The organism is Segatella cerevisiae (assembly GCF_024054555.1).
In the GTDB taxonomy this organism is placed as follows: Bacteria; Bacteroidota; Bacteroidia; order Bacteroidales; family Bacteroidaceae; genus Prevotella; species Prevotella cerevisiae.
In genome coordinates, this window is the sequence record NZ_JAMXLY010000005.1 from 13,187 (window position 1) to 29,816 (window position 16,630).

Sequence of the window (16,630 nt, forward strand, 5' to 3'; positions counted from 1 at the left end):
TTGTAGATTGAAAGTAAAGATATTGGGGATCGTTTCGATTCGATTGGGATACTCATCAAATTAATACGAAAACCGGGTCGTTCTTTAGTCTATGGCGGGCCATATCATTCGTTTAGGCGAGGAAATTCTTCGGAATCCGGTGGATTACAAAAACTAAAGGTACACTCAAATGTTAAAACTCGGAGTTTTCATCACATCGTCGAGCGGTCCCTTTTTCATAGAAACAGGAGTCATTATTGATTCCTGTTTTTTATTTATCTCATCGCATTATTAAATATTATGTTTAGTGGTATTATAGAAGGAATGGCTACTGTTACAGCCATCAAGAAGACTCAAGGAAATATCGATTTCACGTTGACCTGCCCTTTTGCTCAAGAATTGAAAATAGACCAAAGCATCAGTCACAACGGTGTCTGCCTTACGGTGGTCAGCAAAGGAGATAACAGTTATACGGTAACGGCAATGCAGGAGACGCTCAACCGTTCCAATTTAGGTTTGCTGAAAGTTGATGACAAAGTCAATGTCGAACGGTCGATGCCCATAAACGGTCGCCTGGACGGGCACATCGTACAAGGTCATGTGGATGAAACGGCAAAATGCATCGGGGTGGAAGACGCTGACGGTTCTACCTATTACACCTTCCAATATCCTTTAAATAAGGAGATGGCAAAAAAGGGGTATCTGACGGTTGACAAGGGTTCCGTGTGTGTCAACGGCGTATCCCTCACGGTCTGCAAACCCACAGATGATACCTTCACAGTAGCTATCATACCATACACGCACGATCATACCAATTTCTGCGACATGCACATTGGCAGCATCGTCAATATTGAATTCGATATCCTAGGAAAATATATTGCGAGACTGTACCATTTCAATAATGAGAAATAGAAGAACAAACAAATGTTAATATTGTTCTTCTGAAATAAACTTTTGTCACTGCAATCCGTCTAATTAGCATCTGAACAGAAAGATTGAAATGGAGAAGAGTGATAAAATAAAGCCTAATGAACAGCGGGGGAATTATTGTTGAAGATAGTTCCAGCCGTATTGCAGGGGCAACAAACTGTCTCTGCCTGAAAAGTGGATTGTATCTCAGGCAGGTAGATTCAGCATGTACTGCTTCCTTGCTCTTAGTCATCATTCAGGAGTTACGCTCTTATATAACCCTACCGGTAAAAAGATGGAAACCGGATATTTCCAAGAACTTCATTTTCAAAGCAAGACTATTTTTCGGATACCTTCCTGAAAGAATAAGGGATGTACCGACTCGAGGGATATGCTTATACAGTAGAAATAATTTAAAGAGGCAACAAATTGCCTTCTGAGTGAAACGATTAATATTTTCAATTAAAATATACAGATTCATGAAGAAAGAGACACAAACAAAGCAAGAAGTGATCAGTAAAGACCGTTTCTTTTTTGTCAACAGTGAATACAAAACTGTACAAATCAAATTTGACGAAATCCTATACGTTATGGGACAGAAAGACTATGTAAAATTCTTCCTGAAGAATAACCGTCAACCAGTAGTTTGCCTAATGAATATGAAGAGACTGGATGAATTCCTTCCTAATCCTGAGTTCATGCGTGTACATCGTTCCTATATTGTGCACATGCCTTCTATCCCAATGATAGACCGATTCAGAATTAAGTTCGGTGAAACTTATATTCCTATCTCAGATACCTATAAGACAGCTATTCAAAATTATATCAAATTACACTCTCTTTAAAGATAAGAGAGGGTTATGAAATCCTCTGCTATCAGCATTTTCTCTTTAGAAAAATGCTGTAGCAGAGGTAGATTTCTTTTTCCTTAGAAAATTTCTTCAGGAGACTCCACTAAATGGGAGGCACCGTGCGTGAGGAGGAATTCACGATTGCGAAATCCCCAAAGCACACTAATACAAGGCATCTTGCAGTTTTTCGCCGTCATGATGTCCACATCACTGTCACCGATATAAACGGCACCGGAACGCGTACACTTCAATTGCCTCAAAGCTTCGAGAACCGTATCAGGAGCCGGTTTTTTGTGAATGTTTTCCCGCTCGCCTATTGCGACCTTCACCTGTGGGAAAAAGTGGCGGCAAAGTTCCTGGGTAGCCGTATAGAATTTGTTGCTCACGACTGCAACGTTTTTCCCGTTCTTAGATAATCTGTTCAGCATCTCGGGAATGCCGGGATAAGGTTGGGTCGTATCCAGGCTATGGACAAGATAATGCTTGCGGAAAGTCTGATAGGTAGAATCAAACTTCGGGTTCTGCAATCCCCCGGGTATTGCCCGTTCCATAAGTTTCTTCACCCCGTTGCCAACAAATCTGCGCACCTCGTCCACTGTCCTTTCCGGCATTCCGGCAGTGCGGAGGGCATAATTACAACTTGCGGCCAGATCCCGGAGGGTATTCAGCAGAGTGCCGTCAAGATCAAAAATATAAGTATCATAGGTTTGCAGCCAACTGAAGTTCCGGACTTTGACAGGCATTTGGCTGAAAGCCTCCATCACTCTTTCAGGTTGATCTGTTTCCACTGTGATACGCGCTTTCAAGGATTTATTCTTGACGCGCAGCAAACTGTCATCCAGGACCAATACCGTGTTATCCTTTAGCCGATCTAATCCGACAGTCCTGTTCTCGTCTGTCTCCCACTGCTTGAGTTGATGAGTTTCATCATCTATGACCACATACTTGTATTCCAAAGAAGTACTTACAGCAAACACGTCCACGCTCAGGCTCCACACCCGTTGGTCAATGCGTTTCATGAGCAGATACCTCTGTTTGTTCCAATTGCCCAAGACCGGATGATTCCCGCAGATTGCAACAGATTCACCCTTTTCCAGATTCGGTGCAATGACGCGGAAGATGACCGTACGGGCATATACGGCCATATTGAGATGAGGGAGCAGCTGGCTCAAATCCAGTGATCCCAAGTTTCCTGTATCTGAAGTTCCGGCATCACCAAGACAAGGATAAGGCTCATCCTGCCAGGAATCCAGAAAAGCATAATCTTTCATAGGATGATAAACATAGAGTCTTGGGCATTGGGTCCACTCTTTCCGCAATACATTTCCCTTCTCATCCTCTATCTGATACCAATAATACATGTATGCAGCAGCAGGTTGAAGAAAATCTACAACGTGAGTCTCCAAAGTCCATAAATACCCATCATTTGTCTGCAGAGGCAAATTCTCCTTACTTTGGCGTCCTTTGTCACTGATGTAGTTCAGCACCAAATGTACAGACTGTCCCCATGCCGTATGATAAATAATATTAAACTCTAATTTCATACTCTTAATTTTTTATGCAAAGGTATATAATAAATAATAATTCTTCTCCCTATTTCTCAATTTATTACTACCTTTGCAGCGATTTTAAAAGATGAGAAAAATGAAACATCAGACTTGTAAAAAGTATGTTATTGCCATTGCGACATGTTTAGTAGTGATAATGGGAATAGTGTATTACTATTTCTTTTCTTCTTTTTCTGTAAAATCAGAAACATCGTATATTTACATTGACCAAGACGATAGTATCGACTCTGTATACAATAAACTCAAACCTATTGCCAACGGTCATAGTTTTTTTGCCTTCCGTACACTCGTACGGCACTTTGATTATGCCAAGCATATCCGGACCGGTCGCTATGCCATCACCAAAGGGGAAGGTGCCCTCACCCTCTTCAGACATTTGAGAAATGGCCAACAGACTCCTGTCGACTTGACCATCCCGTCTGCTGTGAGAACTTTAGGCGACTTGTCTTATGACATCAGCAAGAAATTGATGCTGGATGAAGAGCAACTCTATGATTCACTTACCAATGAACAGTTGTGTCGGCAGTACGGTTATGATACGACTACCATTGCCTGTATGTTCATCCCCAACACCTATGATATCTATTGGGACATCAGTATTCCGAAATTCCTGGACAGAATGCAGAAAGAAAGCAAGAAATTCTGGAATTTCGAACGTCGGAAAAAGGCTGAAGCAATGGGCTTCACTCCCATCCAGGTAATTACCCTCGCCAGTATAGTAGACTCCGAGACCAACAACGACGCGGAAAAACCGATGATTGCCGGTCTATACTATAACCGTCTGAAAGTCCGGAATGCGAAATATCCTGATGGAATGCCGTTACAGTCAGACCCTACCATCAAGTTTGCTTGGAAAAGATTCGACTTGAAGCGTATCTATAACAATCTTCTCTATATCCACAGTCCGTACAACACCTATAAGAATCCGGGACTGCCACCAGGACCGATCTGCATACCTTCCGTTGCGGGAATCGATGCCGTCCTCAACTATGTCCATCACGATTATCTCTATATGTGCGCGAAGGAAGACTTCAGCGGTACCCATAATTTTGCCCGCACCTATGCCGAGCATATGAAGAACGCTGCAAAATATACCAAAGCTTTGAATGAAAGGGGTATCAAATAAAGCGGACAGTTTTTGTATTTGCCGAAAGAAAACATTCTGTTTACAAAGATAATTTCAATAAAAAAGACGTGCCGAACACGTCTTTTTTATTGTTATAGGATGTGGGCGATACGAAATCCTAAAAAAATCATCTCAAGTAAAGTTAGGAACATACAAAAATAACATCCTCAACTTTCATTGATTTTTTAATTATTTTAATAAATTAAGGGCGAGTTCCAAATGCTGAAAAAACAGAAGCGTTCCCCTTTTCACAAAGGAGAACGCTTATCTCAATAGGTATTAGCTTTTTTAAGGTAAAAAGATTGTATTCAGGATAATGTTACAAAGGTAAAATATTTCTTTTTCTTCTGCAAATTCTTTTATATGTTTAAAAACATATTCTTAGGGTTTTCTTCGAAATATAAACCTTCATTCACATAAAGAAAAAAAACTATTACTGAACCTTTGGGTATATACAATCTTTTAGTACCTTTGCAATGAATTGTAATTATCTATAGTTTTATCGTCATGGCTATAAAAAAAGAAGAAAATAGCGAAGAAAAGAAAAGCATCAGCTTTGTAGAAAAACTCGTTCAGGAAGACCTTGCAAAAGGTAAAAACGGGGGACGTATACAGACTCGTTTCCCGCCTGAGCCTAATGGGTATCTGCACATCGGCCATGCTAAAGCCATCTGTATGGATTTCGGGATTGCCGAAAAATATCATGGTGTCTGTAATCTTCGTTTCGATGATACGAATCCCAGCAAGGAGAATAATGAATACGTAGAAAATATCCTCAATGACATCAAATGGCTCGGTTTTAAATGGGGACATATTTATTATGCTTCTGACTATTTCGAGAAATTATGGAATTTCGCCATTTGGATGATCCGGCAGGGCAAAGCCTATGTCGATGAACAGACCAGTGAACAGATTGCCGAGCAGAAGGGCACTCCGACGACTCCTGGGACAGCAAGTCCTTACAGAGACCGCCCGATAGAAGAAAACCTGCGCCTCTTTCAACACATGAACACGGCTGAAGCTGTAGAAGGTTCTATGGTGCTCCGCGCCAAACTGGATATGGCGAATGCGGACATGCTGCTGCGTGACCCTATCATTTATAGAATCATCCAAACTCCTCACCACCGTACCGGTACCAAATGGCACTGTTATCCGATGTATGACTTCGCCCATGGCCAAAGCGATTATTTCGAGGGTGTCACCCACTCCATCTGCACACTTGAATTCGTCCCTCACCGTCCCTTGTATAATCTCTTCGTCGACTTTCTCAAGGAAATGGACGGCACTGATGATAAAATGGATGATAACCGCCCACGACAGATCGAGTTCAACAGATTGAACCTGACTTACTCGGTCATGTCAAAGCGCAAACTCCACACCTTAGTGGATGAAAAACTTGTCAATGGGTGGGATGATCCCCGGATGCCGACATTGTGCGGGATGCGGAGAAGAGGTTTTTCACCTGAAAGTATCCGTAAATTCATAGATTCTATTGGGTATACAAAATTCGATGCCCTCAATGATATTGCGCTCTTGGAGGCTAGCGTACGCGAAGACCTCAATGAGCGTGCCATCCGTGTCAGTGCCGTACTGGATCCGGTAAGTCTGGTGATCACCAACTATCCTGAAGATAAGACAGAAGACATGGTCGCCATCAATAATCCCGAAGACGAAGCAGCCGGCAGCCATACCATCCAGTTTACTAAGAAACTGTGGATAGAACGTGCCGACTTCATGGAGGATGCTCCTAGAAAATTCTTCCGCATGACTCCGGGAAAAGAAGTGCGTCTGAAGAATGCCTACATCATCAAATGTACAGGTTGCAAGAAAGATGCTGAAGGACGGGTCATCGAGATAGAAGCAACCTATGATCCTGAGAGCCGAAGCGGAATGCCGGGTGCCAACAGGAAGGTCAAAGGAACACTCCATTGGGTCAGCCAAGACCACTGTCATAAGGCTGAGATTCGGGAATACGACAGACTCTTTACGATAGAAGATCCGTCGTCCGATGAACGCGATTTCAGAGAACTACTGAATCCCGACAGCCTGCATGTCCTGAATGATTGCTTCGTGGAGGATTACGCTGCAGAAAAGAAACCCGGAGAATACCTCCAGTTCCAGAGAATCGGCTATTTCATGGCTGATCTGGACTCCACACCCGAGCATCTGGTTTACAATAAAACAGTCAACCTGAAAGATACTTGGGCAAAAATGAAGAAAAAAGACTGAATGAGAAACAGTTATTACGATACCCCTGACTTCCGCCGGTTACTTAGGGAATACGAACAGGCGAGAGGCAAAGGTGAGCAGATTTTCATGGATTCAGATGATCTGATCCGAATCTGTGAATATTATCAGGCGAGCGGATATGAGGCGAAAGCCTTAGAAGGTGCCCGCTATGCTCTACAACTCTTTCCAGGTGCCATTGAACCTTTGGCTTTTCTGTCCAGGTATTTTCTATTGGTCAAGAATGACGCTGAGAAAGCCAAGAAATATGCCGATAAGATTCAAGACAAGTCTGACGCTGACTATTTCTATCTCAATGCGGAGATCATGATCGTCCAGCAAGAGCCGGAAAAAGCCGACCGCTATCTTCTGGACCAAATTTCTATTGTCGAGGCTGAAGAAGACGAAGAGGATATTTCCATTCAAGATTACTATTTCGATGTGGCGACGTTATTCTCAGACTACAGTTTCTTCACTTTGGCCAAGAAATGGCTGGACAAATGTAAAGAGACTTCCCAGTCCGACTATGAAGAATTGTATGCAAGCATAGCCGTAGGATTAGGGGATTATGACAAAGCCAATCAGATCTACGAGGAAATGCTGGGGAAGAATCCTTTTTCTGAAGATCTGTGGAACAAGTTGGCTTCTTCTCAATTTCTGCAGGGGGACTACAAGGATGCTATCCAAAGTAGCGAATTTGCCATTGCCATCAATACAGAGAATGAAGAGGCTATCCTGAATAAGGCAAACGGTCTGTATTCTCTCGGCAACTATGCCGAGGCTGAAAAATTTTTCAAGAAATATACCCAGTTGGTCCCTGACAGTGAAACGGGCGAACTTTTTTTGGGAATTACCTTGTCTCATCTCAACAGACCCGGTGCTGCTCTTATCCATATTAAAAAAGCGGAACTGCTTTCTGATAAGGATAATCCTGACATCAAAGAAATTTACGAGCAGTTGGCTTTCACGGAGAGTAAACTCGGGCATCTGGAAGAGGCTATTCGCTATATTGATGAAGCGATGACCATGCCTAACTGTGACAAAGATGAATTGAAAGTTCTCAAAGGTCATATCTATCTCGAGAACAAAATGTATAAGGAAGGTCAGCGATGCTATGAGGAAGCAATAGACCATACGACATCTCCCCAAGTTTTCTTCCGTTCTGCAGTGTCCTTTTACGAAAACGGACTTTTCCTGACAGCCTACGAAATGTTCCAGACCATTCTTCTTGCGCCCCATGAAAACTGGAACAAGGGGTTCTCTTATCTTGCTGCCTGCGCCAGAGAACTGCAGAAAGACGAGGAATATCGTAAGTATCTGAAAATCGCGGTTGAGAAAAATCCGAAAGAAGCCAAGAAAATATTAGGCAAATTTTTCCCTGATGGCATGGAACCGTCACAATACATGACCTACTTGGAAACATTGCACTAACAGGTAAGCCGCGATACGAATCCATTTATTTTTCTAAGATCTTATTCTAATTATATTGTTTGTATGGGTATTTTGTCTTCATTGCTGAATGATTTGAATTACGGGACTGTTTTCTTGTTGATGTTATTGGAAAGTACGGTTCTTCCGGTCCCCTCTGAATTCGTCATTCCCCCCGCAGCCTATCATGCCGCTGCCGGAAATCTCGACATCTTTCTGGTTATTGTCTTTGGTGTCCTCGGGGCCGCCTGCGGTGCCACGATCAATTATATTGCCGGTTATTATCTTGGCAGACCTGTCATTTACAAATTTGCCAATAGCAGAATCGGACATCTCTGCCTTCTGAACCAAGGGAAAATAGAGAGAAGTGAGAGGTACTTCAACAAACACGGTATGGTTGCCACTATCACCGGCAGACTAATTCCCGGCATCCGGCATCTGATCTCCATACCTGCCGGTATGAGCAAGATGAAATATTGGAAGTTTATCCTCTATACCATGATTGGGGCTGGTATATGGAATTGCATCCTGGCAGCTTTGGGATGGTATCTCCATTCCATCGTTCCTGAAGAGCAATTGGATGACAAAATAGCACTCTATATGGAGAGTATCAAATCTGTCATCTTCGTTCTGGTCGGAGCTGGCTGCCTTTTTCTGATTATCAGGTGGTTGATCAAAAGACGCAAACGTATCACCGGAGAAAAATAAGGAGGTGTACTTCAACTCTACTTTATGAAGTGGTACAACTTTAACGTATAGGAGATTTTACCCATTCATCAAAATGACACACTTTGTGTCGGATTTGTGTAACTTCTATTCCCCCTCTGTCTCATCTTACTTCATTCATTTTTGCCTCAGGGAATCTGAAAGAGAGTGAAAAAGAAAAGCGATCATCCTACAGGGACAATCGCTTTTTTATGTTGTAAATGTCTATCCAAAGATTTAAAGTCCGGTGTTCGACTTCCTCAGAATCATTTACCGGTCAAACTCTCTTGATACCAGTCATAGAGTCGTTTCACTCCGTCTTCGATCTCTACCCGATGATGCCAACCCAGACGATGGAGTTTGCTCACGTCAATGAGTTTGCGCATGACACCATCAGGTTTGGAAGAATCAAAAATGATCTGTCCCTGAAAACCGACCGTCTTCGCCACCAACTCACTCAGTTCGCGAATCGTCAGTTCCTTGCCTGTCCCCACATTGATGTGGCAGTTGCGGATCTCTCCCAATGAAGGGATGGCTCCACCGCGCCCTTCGCTGTTGTTCCGGTTGACGGGACCGTCGGTCTTGACACCATAGAAAACACTCGAGTATTTCTTGATGCCGATGATGTCGCTGAAATCGACGTTCAGCAACAGATAGACACTAGCATCCGCCATGTCCTCACTCCACAGAAACTCCCGCAGGGGTTTTCCCGTCCCCCAGAGGGTGACCTTGTTGTCTTCAATGCCATAGAATGACAGCGCCTTCAGGATACGGTCCTTCGGACTCTTCCCGTCCACGTTGCCCTCACCGATCACAGCACTCAACTTCACGTTCGGGTTCACCGGACGCTTGTCCATGTCCACACGGATCGCATCCCAGTTGCCTTCATGGATCAACCTTGACAGGTAGATCTTGCGCATCATCGCAGGCATCACGTGGGAGTTCTCCAGATGGAAGTTGTCGTTCGGTCCGTAGAGGTTCGTCGGCATCACCGCAATATAGTTCGTGCCGTACTGCAGGTTATAACTCTCGCACATTTTCAGTCCGGCAATCTTGGAAATGGCATATTCCTCATTGGTGTACTCCAAAGGAGAAGTCAGGAGTTCGTCCTCCTTCATCGGTTGGGGAGCATCCTTGGGATAAATGCACGTAGAACCGAGGAACAGAAGTTTCCTCACCCCATGGCTGTAGGCATTGGAGATCACGTTACACTGCATCTTCATGTTCTGCATGATGAAGTCCGCCCGATAGAGCGAATTTGCCATGATGCCGCCCACGAAGGCAGCCGCCAGGACAACGGCGTCAGGACGCTCACGGTCGAAGAAGTCCTTCACGGCATCCTGGTCCGTCAGGTCCAGTTCACGGTGAGTACGGCCCACGAGGTTGTGGTAGCCACGTGACTCCAGGTTTTTCCAGATGGCCGATCCCACCAGGCCATGATGGCCTGCAACATATATCTTACTGTTCTTATCCAATACTGACATGATTGATAAAGTTTATTTTCCGGTTATGTCATTCCGGCATTTGAGCGCGCAGATAGAGTTTCTTCACATAACTGCGGTCATGGTCGACCATGAGTTTGACAAGTTGCTCAAATGTTGTCTGCCGGGGATCCCATCCCAGGACACGCTTGGCCTTGGAAGGATCACCCTGCAATTGTTCCACCTCTGCAGGGCGGAAATATTTCGGGTCCACTTCTACCAGCACCCGGCCAGTAGAGCGCTCGACACCCTGTTCGGCAATGCCCTCGCCCTTCCAGTCGAGTTCTATGCCCGCATCGTGGAAAGCCAGCGTACAGAACTCACGGACGGTATGCATCTCACCCGTAGCGATGACGAAATCGTCAGGTTCAGGTTGTTGCAGCATCAGCCACATGCACTGGACGTAGTCCTTGGCATAGCCCCAGTCACGGCGCGCACTCAAGTCACCCAGATAGAGTTTGTCCTGATAGCCTTCAGCTATACGGCAGGCAGCCAGTGTGATCTTGCGGGTGACGAAGTTCTCGCCCCTCCGCTCACTCTCGTGATTGAACAGGATACCGTTGCAACAGTACATCCCATAACTCTCACGGTAGTTCTGCATGATCCAATAGCCATAGAGTTTAGCTACCGAATAAGGGGAACGGGGATGGAAAGGCGTCGTCTCCTTCTGGGGGACCTCCACGACCTTCCCGAAGAGTTCGGAAGTGCTCGCCTGATAGATCCGGCAGGAATGTGTCAGACCGCAGATGCGGACAGCCTCCAGCAAGCGGAGCACACCCACGCCAACGACGTCAGCCGTATACTCCGGCACGTCAAAACTCACCTTGACATGACTCTGGGCAGCAAGGTTGTAGATCTCCGTCGGATGTACCTCGGAGATAATCCTGATCAGGGAGGATGAATCGGTCATGTCCCCCCAATGGAGGTTGACCAGGCGCTTTTTCTTCATATCCCTCACCCACTCATCCAGATATAGGTGCTCGATACGGCCGGTATTGAACGATGAAGAGCGACGGAGAATACCGTGCACTTCATAGCCTTTCATGATCAGGAACTCAGCCAGATAAGACCCGTCCTGACCTGTAATACCAGTGATAAGGGCTACTCTTCTTTCCATGTCCAAAGTGTTATATTAATCTTGCACCTGACAGCAATCGGCCAGGCTCTTTCCTTTATGATTGCCCATTGTATTGCTTGATGCTCTGCTCATCCGAGAGTTTGCAAATCAACAACTGTTTGTCTTTCTCTGCAACGATATAGCCATCCAATCCCTGGACAATCACTTTTCTTTCCTGAGTGGTATGGATAATGCAGTTTTTTGTGTCAAACACCTGTATATTCTTACCGATCAGACTGTTGCCATAAAGATCATGGTGAGTATGGGCCAGCAGATTGCCCCAGGTGCCCAGATCACTCCACCCTATATCAGCTGGAAACACAAAAATTTCCTCTGCCTTTTCCATAATGGCATAGTCTACGCTGATGCTCTCACATTCCGGATAGCGGAGATCTATCTGTTCCTGTTCATGTTCAGTACCGTAAACATCCATCAGACTCTCGAAGACAGCCGACAAAGTAGGTTGGTAAACCCGGAAGGCATTGACAATAGTCTCTACCCGCCAGATAAAGATTCCTGCATTCCAGAAATAATCACCTTCCTGAAGATATTTTCTGGCTGTCTGCAAATCAGGCTTCTCCCGGAAATTATCCACACGGAATATTTCACTATTCCGCGCGCTACTGGATTCCAGATCAGCCTTGATATAGCCATAACCCGTTTCCGGCCGGGAAGGTTTTATGCCCAAAGTGACAATCGCATCTGTCTCACTTGTAAATTTCATACAAGAAAGTATACTCCGCCGAAATTCAGAGCCGTTTGTGACAATATGATCAGAAGGAGTCACCACGATATTAGCTTTAGGGTCCATGGATTTGATACGCCAGCTCACATAAGCTATGCAAGGTGCCGTATTGCGACGGCATGGTTCCAACAAAATATTCCCGGTTGGAATTTCAGGAAGCTGTTGCTCTACCAGGGTTGCATATTTCTTATTCGTGACAACCCATATATTCCGGGGATCACAGATGCCCTCAAAACGATCATAGGTCAGTTGGAGTAAGGAGCGTCCCACCCCCAGGACATCTATAAATTGTTTAGGTCGTTCTACAGTACTCATCGGCCAGAATCTGCTCCCCACACCTCCGGCCATAATTACCAGGTGATTATGATTTTGAGTCATAAATGTATATTTTTATGATATGCAAAGATAATTGATTTTTTCTAACTTACAAAATAATCTTATCATTTTTAGGCAGACACAAACAGAAAACAAAATGTCATTACTTCCGTTTAGTTACAAATACGATTACCTTGCCTCCCAAACAAAATCATTTTATGGATAGAACGAAACAGGAGTAAGGCCAAATGGTCCTACTCCCTTTATTTACAATCGTTTACCAGATCAATTTGTAAATAAAATTATTTACAGTACAAATTCACGATCATCTCGTACAGTTCCTGTTTACCTGAAATCAATTTTGGTTTACCATGACCTTTGGCATAGTCGACGATCTGTTCAAGAGACAACTCACCATCTTCAAACTTTTTACCTTCCCCATGGTCAAAACTAGCATATCGCTCCTTTAGCATTTGAGGCAGAGGACTCTCCGTCAAAATGGCAGCAGCATTCTCCAATCCACGAGCGAAGGCATCCATACCACTGATATGAGCAATAAAGATGTCATCAGGATCCGTAGAATTCCTACGCAATTTAGCATCAAAATTTGATCCGCCATTATGCAGACCGCCATTGCGCAGGATTTGCATCCAGGCCTGAGTCAACTCCCAATTGTCTATAGGAAACTGATCCGTATCCCAGCCGTTCTGATAGTCACCACGGTTAGCATCAACGGATCCAAGCATGCCTGCATCTATAGCACAGGCCAGCTCATGAGAGAAAGTATGTCCGGCAAGCGTTGCATGGTTCACTTCTATGTTAATCTTGAAATCCTTGTCCAGATGATGAGCCCTGAGGAACCCGACAACCGTTTCTACATCTGTATCATACTGATGCTTTGTAGGCTCCATCGGCTTCGGTTCTATCAGGAAGGTCCCCTTAAAACCATGAGAACGGCCATAGTCCCTGGCAGCAGCCAGCATCGTAGCATAATGATCCTTCTCACGCTTCATATCCGTATTCAGCAAACTCTGATAGCCCTCGCGGCCACCCCAGAACACATAATCAGACCCTCCAAGTTTAATCGTCGCATCAATGGCATTTTTGATCTGTACGCAAGCACGGGCCACGACATCAAAATCAGGATTTGTTGAAGCACCATTCATATAGCACTTGTCTCCAAAAACATTTGCCGTCCCCCAAAGGAGATGAATATCCGGAAATACTTTCATTTTCTGGAGGGCATAATCCGTAATCGCCTTCATATTGTCTTCGTACTCCTGGATGTCATCAGAAGGATCACAAAGATCAACGTCATGGAAACAGAAGTAATGAATACCCAGTTTCTCCATAATCTCAAAACCGGCATCCATTTTGTCTTTGGCCCTTTGGATGGCAGTGTCTGCTTTGTCCCACGGATAAGTGCGTGTCTGCCCGCCAAACTGATCCGATGAAGCCTGGCCTAAGGTGTGCCACCAAGCCATAGCAAACCTCAGCCAATCTTTCATTTTCTTGCCCATGATCACTTTCTCAGGGTCATAGTAATGAAAAGCCATAGGATTCTTTGTTTTCGTCCCTTCAAATGGGATTTTTCCAATTTGCGGAAAATACTCTTTTGTCATAGTTGTTTTGATTTAATAGTTCTAGGTTTAACTCTGTATGATTTCATTCAATTGTTCTTTCCAGTTCGCATAGGCATTGAGATAGGCATCCCGATGATGTTCGTCAGGTTCGACAACGGCCAACCGTTTCAAGGAGGCAAAAGCTTCATCGTGATCTTTATAGATTCCTGCACCGATACCTGCCCCCTTGGCCGCTCCTACGCTGCCGTCAGTCTGATACAGTTCGATGCAGTCCCCACTGACACTTGCCAGTGTATCACAGAAAACAGGACTCAGGAACATATTGGCATGTCCGGCATGAATCTTACTGATATTCATTCCCATCTTTGCCATGATCTCCATCCCATAGCAAAAACTGAAGACGATTCCTTCCTGTTCTGCCCTGATAATATGTGCCCTGTTATGCGCGTTGAAATTCAGCCCATGGATGCTGCAACCGATCTCCCTGTTCTGCAAGACACGCTCTGCTCCGTTTCCAAAGGGTATGATGATGACACCGTCTGATCCTACCGGTACTTCAGCCGCCAATCTGTTCATTTCCGCATAACTCAAGTCCAATGTGATATTCCGATGTACCCAAGCATTCAGGATACCTGTACCGTTAATGCACAACAAGACACCAAGACGGTTCTTGTCAGGGGTATAGTTGGCATGTGCAAAAGTGTTTACCCGACTTTCGGGATCATAGTTGACCTCTCCCAAGACACCGTATACAACTCCTGAAGTGCCTGCCGTGGAAGCGATTTCTCCGGGATCGAACACATTCAGGCTGACGGCGTTGTTTGGTTGATCACCTGCGCGATAAGAAATAGGTGTACCGGCTTTTAACCCTGTCTCTTCTGCAGCATGACGGCTGACTGTGCATTGACGGGAAAATACAGGTACGATTTCCGGCAGTATGGATTCAGGAAAACCAAAATAGTCCATTAGGAATTTCGCCGGTGCCTTCTCTTTGAAATCCCATAAAACAGCTTCCGAGAGCCCTTCTATTGTCGTCTGGATGCGACCGGAGAGTTTCATGGCAAGATAATCCCCTGGAAGCATGATTTTATCTATTTGATCGAATATATCGGGTTCATTTTCTTTCACCCATGCCAGTTTTGAGGCTGTAAAATTCCCCGGGGAATTCAACAGGTGTCCGAGGCATCTCTCCTTCCCCAATTCTTCGAAGGCCTTATCTCCAAAGGGAACTGCACGGGAATCACACCAGATGATGGCAGGCCGCAGGACCTTCTGAAATTTATCTACACAGACCAAACCATGCATCTGATAGGAAATCCCTATCGCCTCTATGTCTTCTCCTGCTATTCCGGCTTTCTTCATAGCGGCAAACAGTGCCGTCTTGGCATAGCTCCACCAGGACTCCGGTTCTTGCTCAGCCCATCCCGGTTTTTCTGCAATCATCGGTGCTTCTTTTTCCGGCGCAAAAGCTGAAGAAAGGGTCTCACCGGTTTCTGTATCTGTCAATGAAACTTTTACAGATGATGAACCGACATCAAAGCCTAATAAACATTTTCTATTCATAAATATGTGTTCGTTTCTTTATAAGGTTAAACTCCCGTGTCTGGATTTTCAACTCCTAAATGATTATTTTGATTTTCATGTTATATTGACTGATTCCTTGACAGTCATCTAGATCAGGTAGGTCATTCGAGATCAGACCATCGTACCAATTCTTTTAACGAGGAGCCGTCTGCTATCAGATAAAGCAAAGGTATCAAAATCTTTTGAATTAAACGCGATATCACGTCTCATAAACTTTCATTTATGTTGCAAATCAACGTCAAGGGTCCTCTAAATAGGATGAAAGAAACAAATGGGACATAAAATGAGACAAAAACAGATCCCTTCGCTGATTCTCACCGGATCAAAGTGAGACATAGGACTATACAACTTTCATCTGTATCAGTCCCGGAGGCATCGGTAACTTCGGAAACAAGAGAATATTTGGTCTATTCTTCCTCTCTTCGCTACCGTAGAAGCGAATACTTCAAGGGTATATACCCCATTGCTTTTCATCTAAAACACCGCTCATTCGACACTTCATCTGAGACAGGTGAGACCTCATTCAAAAAAGGGTATAAAAAAAGCCGCAGATGTCCATGACATTTGTGGCCTTTTAGAGTGTGGTATTAAGCAAGGATCAATTTGTTGTCCTCGTCTTTGATCTTGCCCTCTTTAAAGAGCCAACCAATACCCAGAAGGGCCTCTTCTTCACTGATCTTTGCTTGCTTAGCAATCTCAGCTACCGTCAGGGCCTTTCCTGCGGCTGCAAGTGCCTGATAAACATCACCTGCCTTGAATCCTGCATTCTCGGGGTTCAATGCCAGAACTGTCTTCGTTTCTGCTGCCTTGGATACTGTTTTCTTAGCAGCACTTGTTCTTGTTTTCTTTTCTCTCATATTTGTTAATCTTTAAAATTAGTCAGGGCCTTTACCAAAGTAAAACTGTCCACCTATTCTATTTATGAGTTCGTCACAAAGATAGTTCTTTTTTTTAAGATTTACATTATTATTAACCTAAATGTTTCGTATTAAAGCCATTAGGAGAAAAAAAGA

General features: G+C 44.4%; 13 protein-coding genes and 1 pseudogene. 6 read left to right on the forward strand and 8 right to left on the reverse strand.

Features of this window, described 5'->3' with window-relative positions:
- Positions 1-279 precede the first annotated feature (279 nt).
- Both NG821_RS02255 and NG821_RS02260 read left to right on the forward strand, forming a co-directional pair.
- Positions 280-891 carry a riboflavin synthase gene (locus tag NG821_RS02255; protein WP_252760037.1) on the forward strand — a complete coding sequence of 204 codons (612 nt, stop codon included), beginning with the start codon at positions 280-282 and terminating at the stop codon, positions 889-891.
- A 476-nt stretch (positions 892-1,367) separates the two neighbouring features.
- A complete protein-coding gene (locus tag NG821_RS02260; RefSeq protein ID WP_252760038.1) occupies positions 1,368-1,733 on the forward strand; it encodes a LytR/AlgR family response regulator transcription factor in 366 nt (121 codons plus the stop codon).
- An 83-nt stretch (positions 1,734-1,816) separates the two neighbouring features.
- Here NG821_RS02260 and NG821_RS02265 read toward each other — a convergent pair whose 3' ends face one another.
- Together NG821_RS02265 and NG821_RS12645 are read right to left on the reverse strand one after the other, a co-directional pair.
- On the reverse strand, positions 1,817-2,482 hold the full coding sequence (locus NG821_RS02265; protein ID WP_252760090.1) for an HAD family hydrolase: 666 nt from the start codon (positions 2,480-2,482) through the stop codon (positions 1,817-1,819).
- Between the two features lie 147 nt (positions 2,483-2,629).
- Positions 2,630-3,283 (reverse strand): annotated as a pseudogene (locus NG821_RS12645) (carbohydrate-binding module family 20 domain-containing protein); the annotation flags it as partial.
- Between the two features lie 100 nt (positions 3,284-3,383).
- Here NG821_RS12645 and mltG point away from each other — a divergent pair.
- The 4 genes from mltG (at position 3,384) to NG821_RS02290 (ending at position 8,795) form a co-directional block, all read left to right on the forward strand.
- A complete protein-coding gene (mltG, locus tag NG821_RS02275) occupies positions 3,384-4,433 on the forward strand; it encodes an endolytic transglycosylase MltG (protein WP_252760039.1) in 1,050 nt (349 codons plus the stop codon).
- Positions 4,434-4,940: 507 nt separating this feature from the next.
- Complete coding sequence (locus NG821_RS02280; protein WP_252760040.1) at positions 4,941-6,662, forward strand: glutamine--tRNA ligase/YqeY domain fusion protein; 1,722 nt, start codon at positions 4,941-4,943, stop codon at positions 6,660-6,662.
- Positions 6,663-8,090, forward strand: a complete 1,428-nt coding sequence (locus tag NG821_RS02285; RefSeq protein WP_252760041.1) for a tetratricopeptide repeat protein — start codon at positions 6,663-6,665, stop codon at positions 8,088-8,090.
- A 63-nt stretch (positions 8,091-8,153) separates the two neighbouring features.
- Positions 8,154-8,795 carry a DedA family protein gene (locus NG821_RS02290; RefSeq protein ID WP_252760042.1) on the forward strand — a complete coding sequence of 214 codons (642 nt, stop codon included), beginning with the start codon at positions 8,154-8,156 and terminating at the stop codon, positions 8,793-8,795.
- Between the two features lie 263 nt (positions 8,796-9,058).
- Here the strand turns inward: NG821_RS02290 and NG821_RS02295 are convergent, their stop codons facing one another.
- The 6 genes from NG821_RS02295 to NG821_RS02320 all read right to left on the reverse strand — a co-directional run bounded on the left by NG821_RS02295 (position 9,059) and on the right by NG821_RS02320 (position 16,474).
- A complete protein-coding gene (locus NG821_RS02295) occupies positions 9,059-10,276 on the reverse strand; it encodes a GDP-L-fucose synthase family protein (protein ID WP_252760043.1) in 1,218 nt (405 codons plus the stop codon).
- Positions 10,277-10,304: 28 nt separating this feature from the next.
- Positions 10,305-11,390, reverse strand: coding sequence for a GDP-mannose 4,6-dehydratase (gene gmd / locus NG821_RS02300; RefSeq protein ID WP_252760044.1), 1,086 nt, complete (start codon positions 11,388-11,390; stop codon positions 10,305-10,307).
- Positions 11,391-11,445: 55 nt separating this feature from the next.
- A complete protein-coding gene (locus NG821_RS02305) occupies positions 11,446-12,513 on the reverse strand; it encodes a mannose-1-phosphate guanylyltransferase (protein ID WP_252760045.1) in 1,068 nt (355 codons plus the stop codon).
- A 239-nt stretch (positions 12,514-12,752) separates the two neighbouring features.
- On the reverse strand, positions 12,753-14,072 hold the full coding sequence (gene xylA / locus NG821_RS02310; RefSeq protein ID WP_252760046.1) for a xylose isomerase: 1,320 nt from the start codon (positions 14,070-14,072) through the stop codon (positions 12,753-12,755).
- 27 nt (positions 14,073-14,099) lie between these two features.
- The gene (locus NG821_RS02315; RefSeq protein WP_252760047.1) at positions 14,100-15,596 is read right to left on the reverse strand and encodes a xylulokinase; all 1,497 of its coding nucleotides are present in this window, start codon (positions 15,594-15,596) and stop codon (positions 14,100-14,102) included.
- Between the two features lie 608 nt (positions 15,597-16,204).
- The gene (locus NG821_RS02320) at positions 16,205-16,474 is read right to left on the reverse strand and encodes a winged helix-turn-helix domain-containing protein (protein WP_252760048.1); all 270 of its coding nucleotides are present in this window, start codon (positions 16,472-16,474) and stop codon (positions 16,205-16,207) included.
- Between the last annotated feature and the right edge of the window lie 156 nt (positions 16,475-16,630).

What these genes read in the sequence shown, in the direction of transcription:
- NG821_RS02260 (WP_252760038.1), top strand. Translation starts at nt 1,368, where the DNA reads ATGAAGAAAGAGACACAAACAAAGCAAGAAGTGATCAGTAAAGACCGT.
- NG821_RS02265 (WP_252760090.1), bottom strand. Translation starts at nt 2,482, where the DNA reads ATGCCTGTCAAAGTCCGGAACTTCAGTTGGCTGCAAACCTATGATACT.
- NG821_RS02320 (WP_252760048.1), bottom strand. Translation starts at nt 16,474, where the DNA reads ATGAGAGAAAAGAAAACAAGAACAAGTGCTGCTAAGAAAACAGTATCC.
- NG821_RS02285 (WP_252760041.1), top strand. Translation starts at nt 6,663, where the DNA reads ATGAGAAACAGTTATTACGATACCCCTGACTTCCGCCGGTTACTTAGG.
- NG821_RS02290 (WP_252760042.1), top strand. Translation starts at nt 8,154, where the DNA reads ATGGGTATTTTGTCTTCATTGCTGAATGATTTGAATTACGGGACTGTT.
- NG821_RS02315 (WP_252760047.1), bottom strand. Translation starts at nt 15,596, where the DNA reads ATGAATAGAAAATGTTTATTAGGCTTTGATGTCGGTTCATCATCTGTA.
- xylA (WP_252760046.1), bottom strand. Translation starts at nt 14,072, where the DNA reads ATGACAAAAGAGTATTTTCCGCAAATTGGAAAAATCCCATTTGAAGGG.
- NG821_RS02280 (WP_252760040.1), top strand. Translation starts at nt 4,941, where the DNA reads ATGGCTATAAAAAAAGAAGAAAATAGCGAAGAAAAGAAAAGCATCAGC.
- NG821_RS02295 (WP_252760043.1), bottom strand. Translation starts at nt 10,276, where the DNA reads ATGTCAGTATTGGATAAGAACAGTAAGATATATGTTGCAGGCCATCAT.
- NG821_RS02255 (WP_252760037.1), top strand. Translation starts at nt 280, where the DNA reads ATGTTTAGTGGTATTATAGAAGGAATGGCTACTGTTACAGCCATCAAG.
- NG821_RS02305 (WP_252760045.1), bottom strand. Translation starts at nt 12,513, where the DNA reads ATGACTCAAAATCATAATCACCTGGTAATTATGGCCGGAGGTGTGGGG.
- mltG (WP_252760039.1), top strand. Translation starts at nt 3,384, where the DNA reads ATGAAACATCAGACTTGTAAAAAGTATGTTATTGCCATTGCGACATGT.
- gmd (WP_252760044.1), bottom strand. Translation starts at nt 11,390, where the DNA reads ATGGAAAGAAGAGTAGCCCTTATCACTGGTATTACAGGTCAGGACGGG.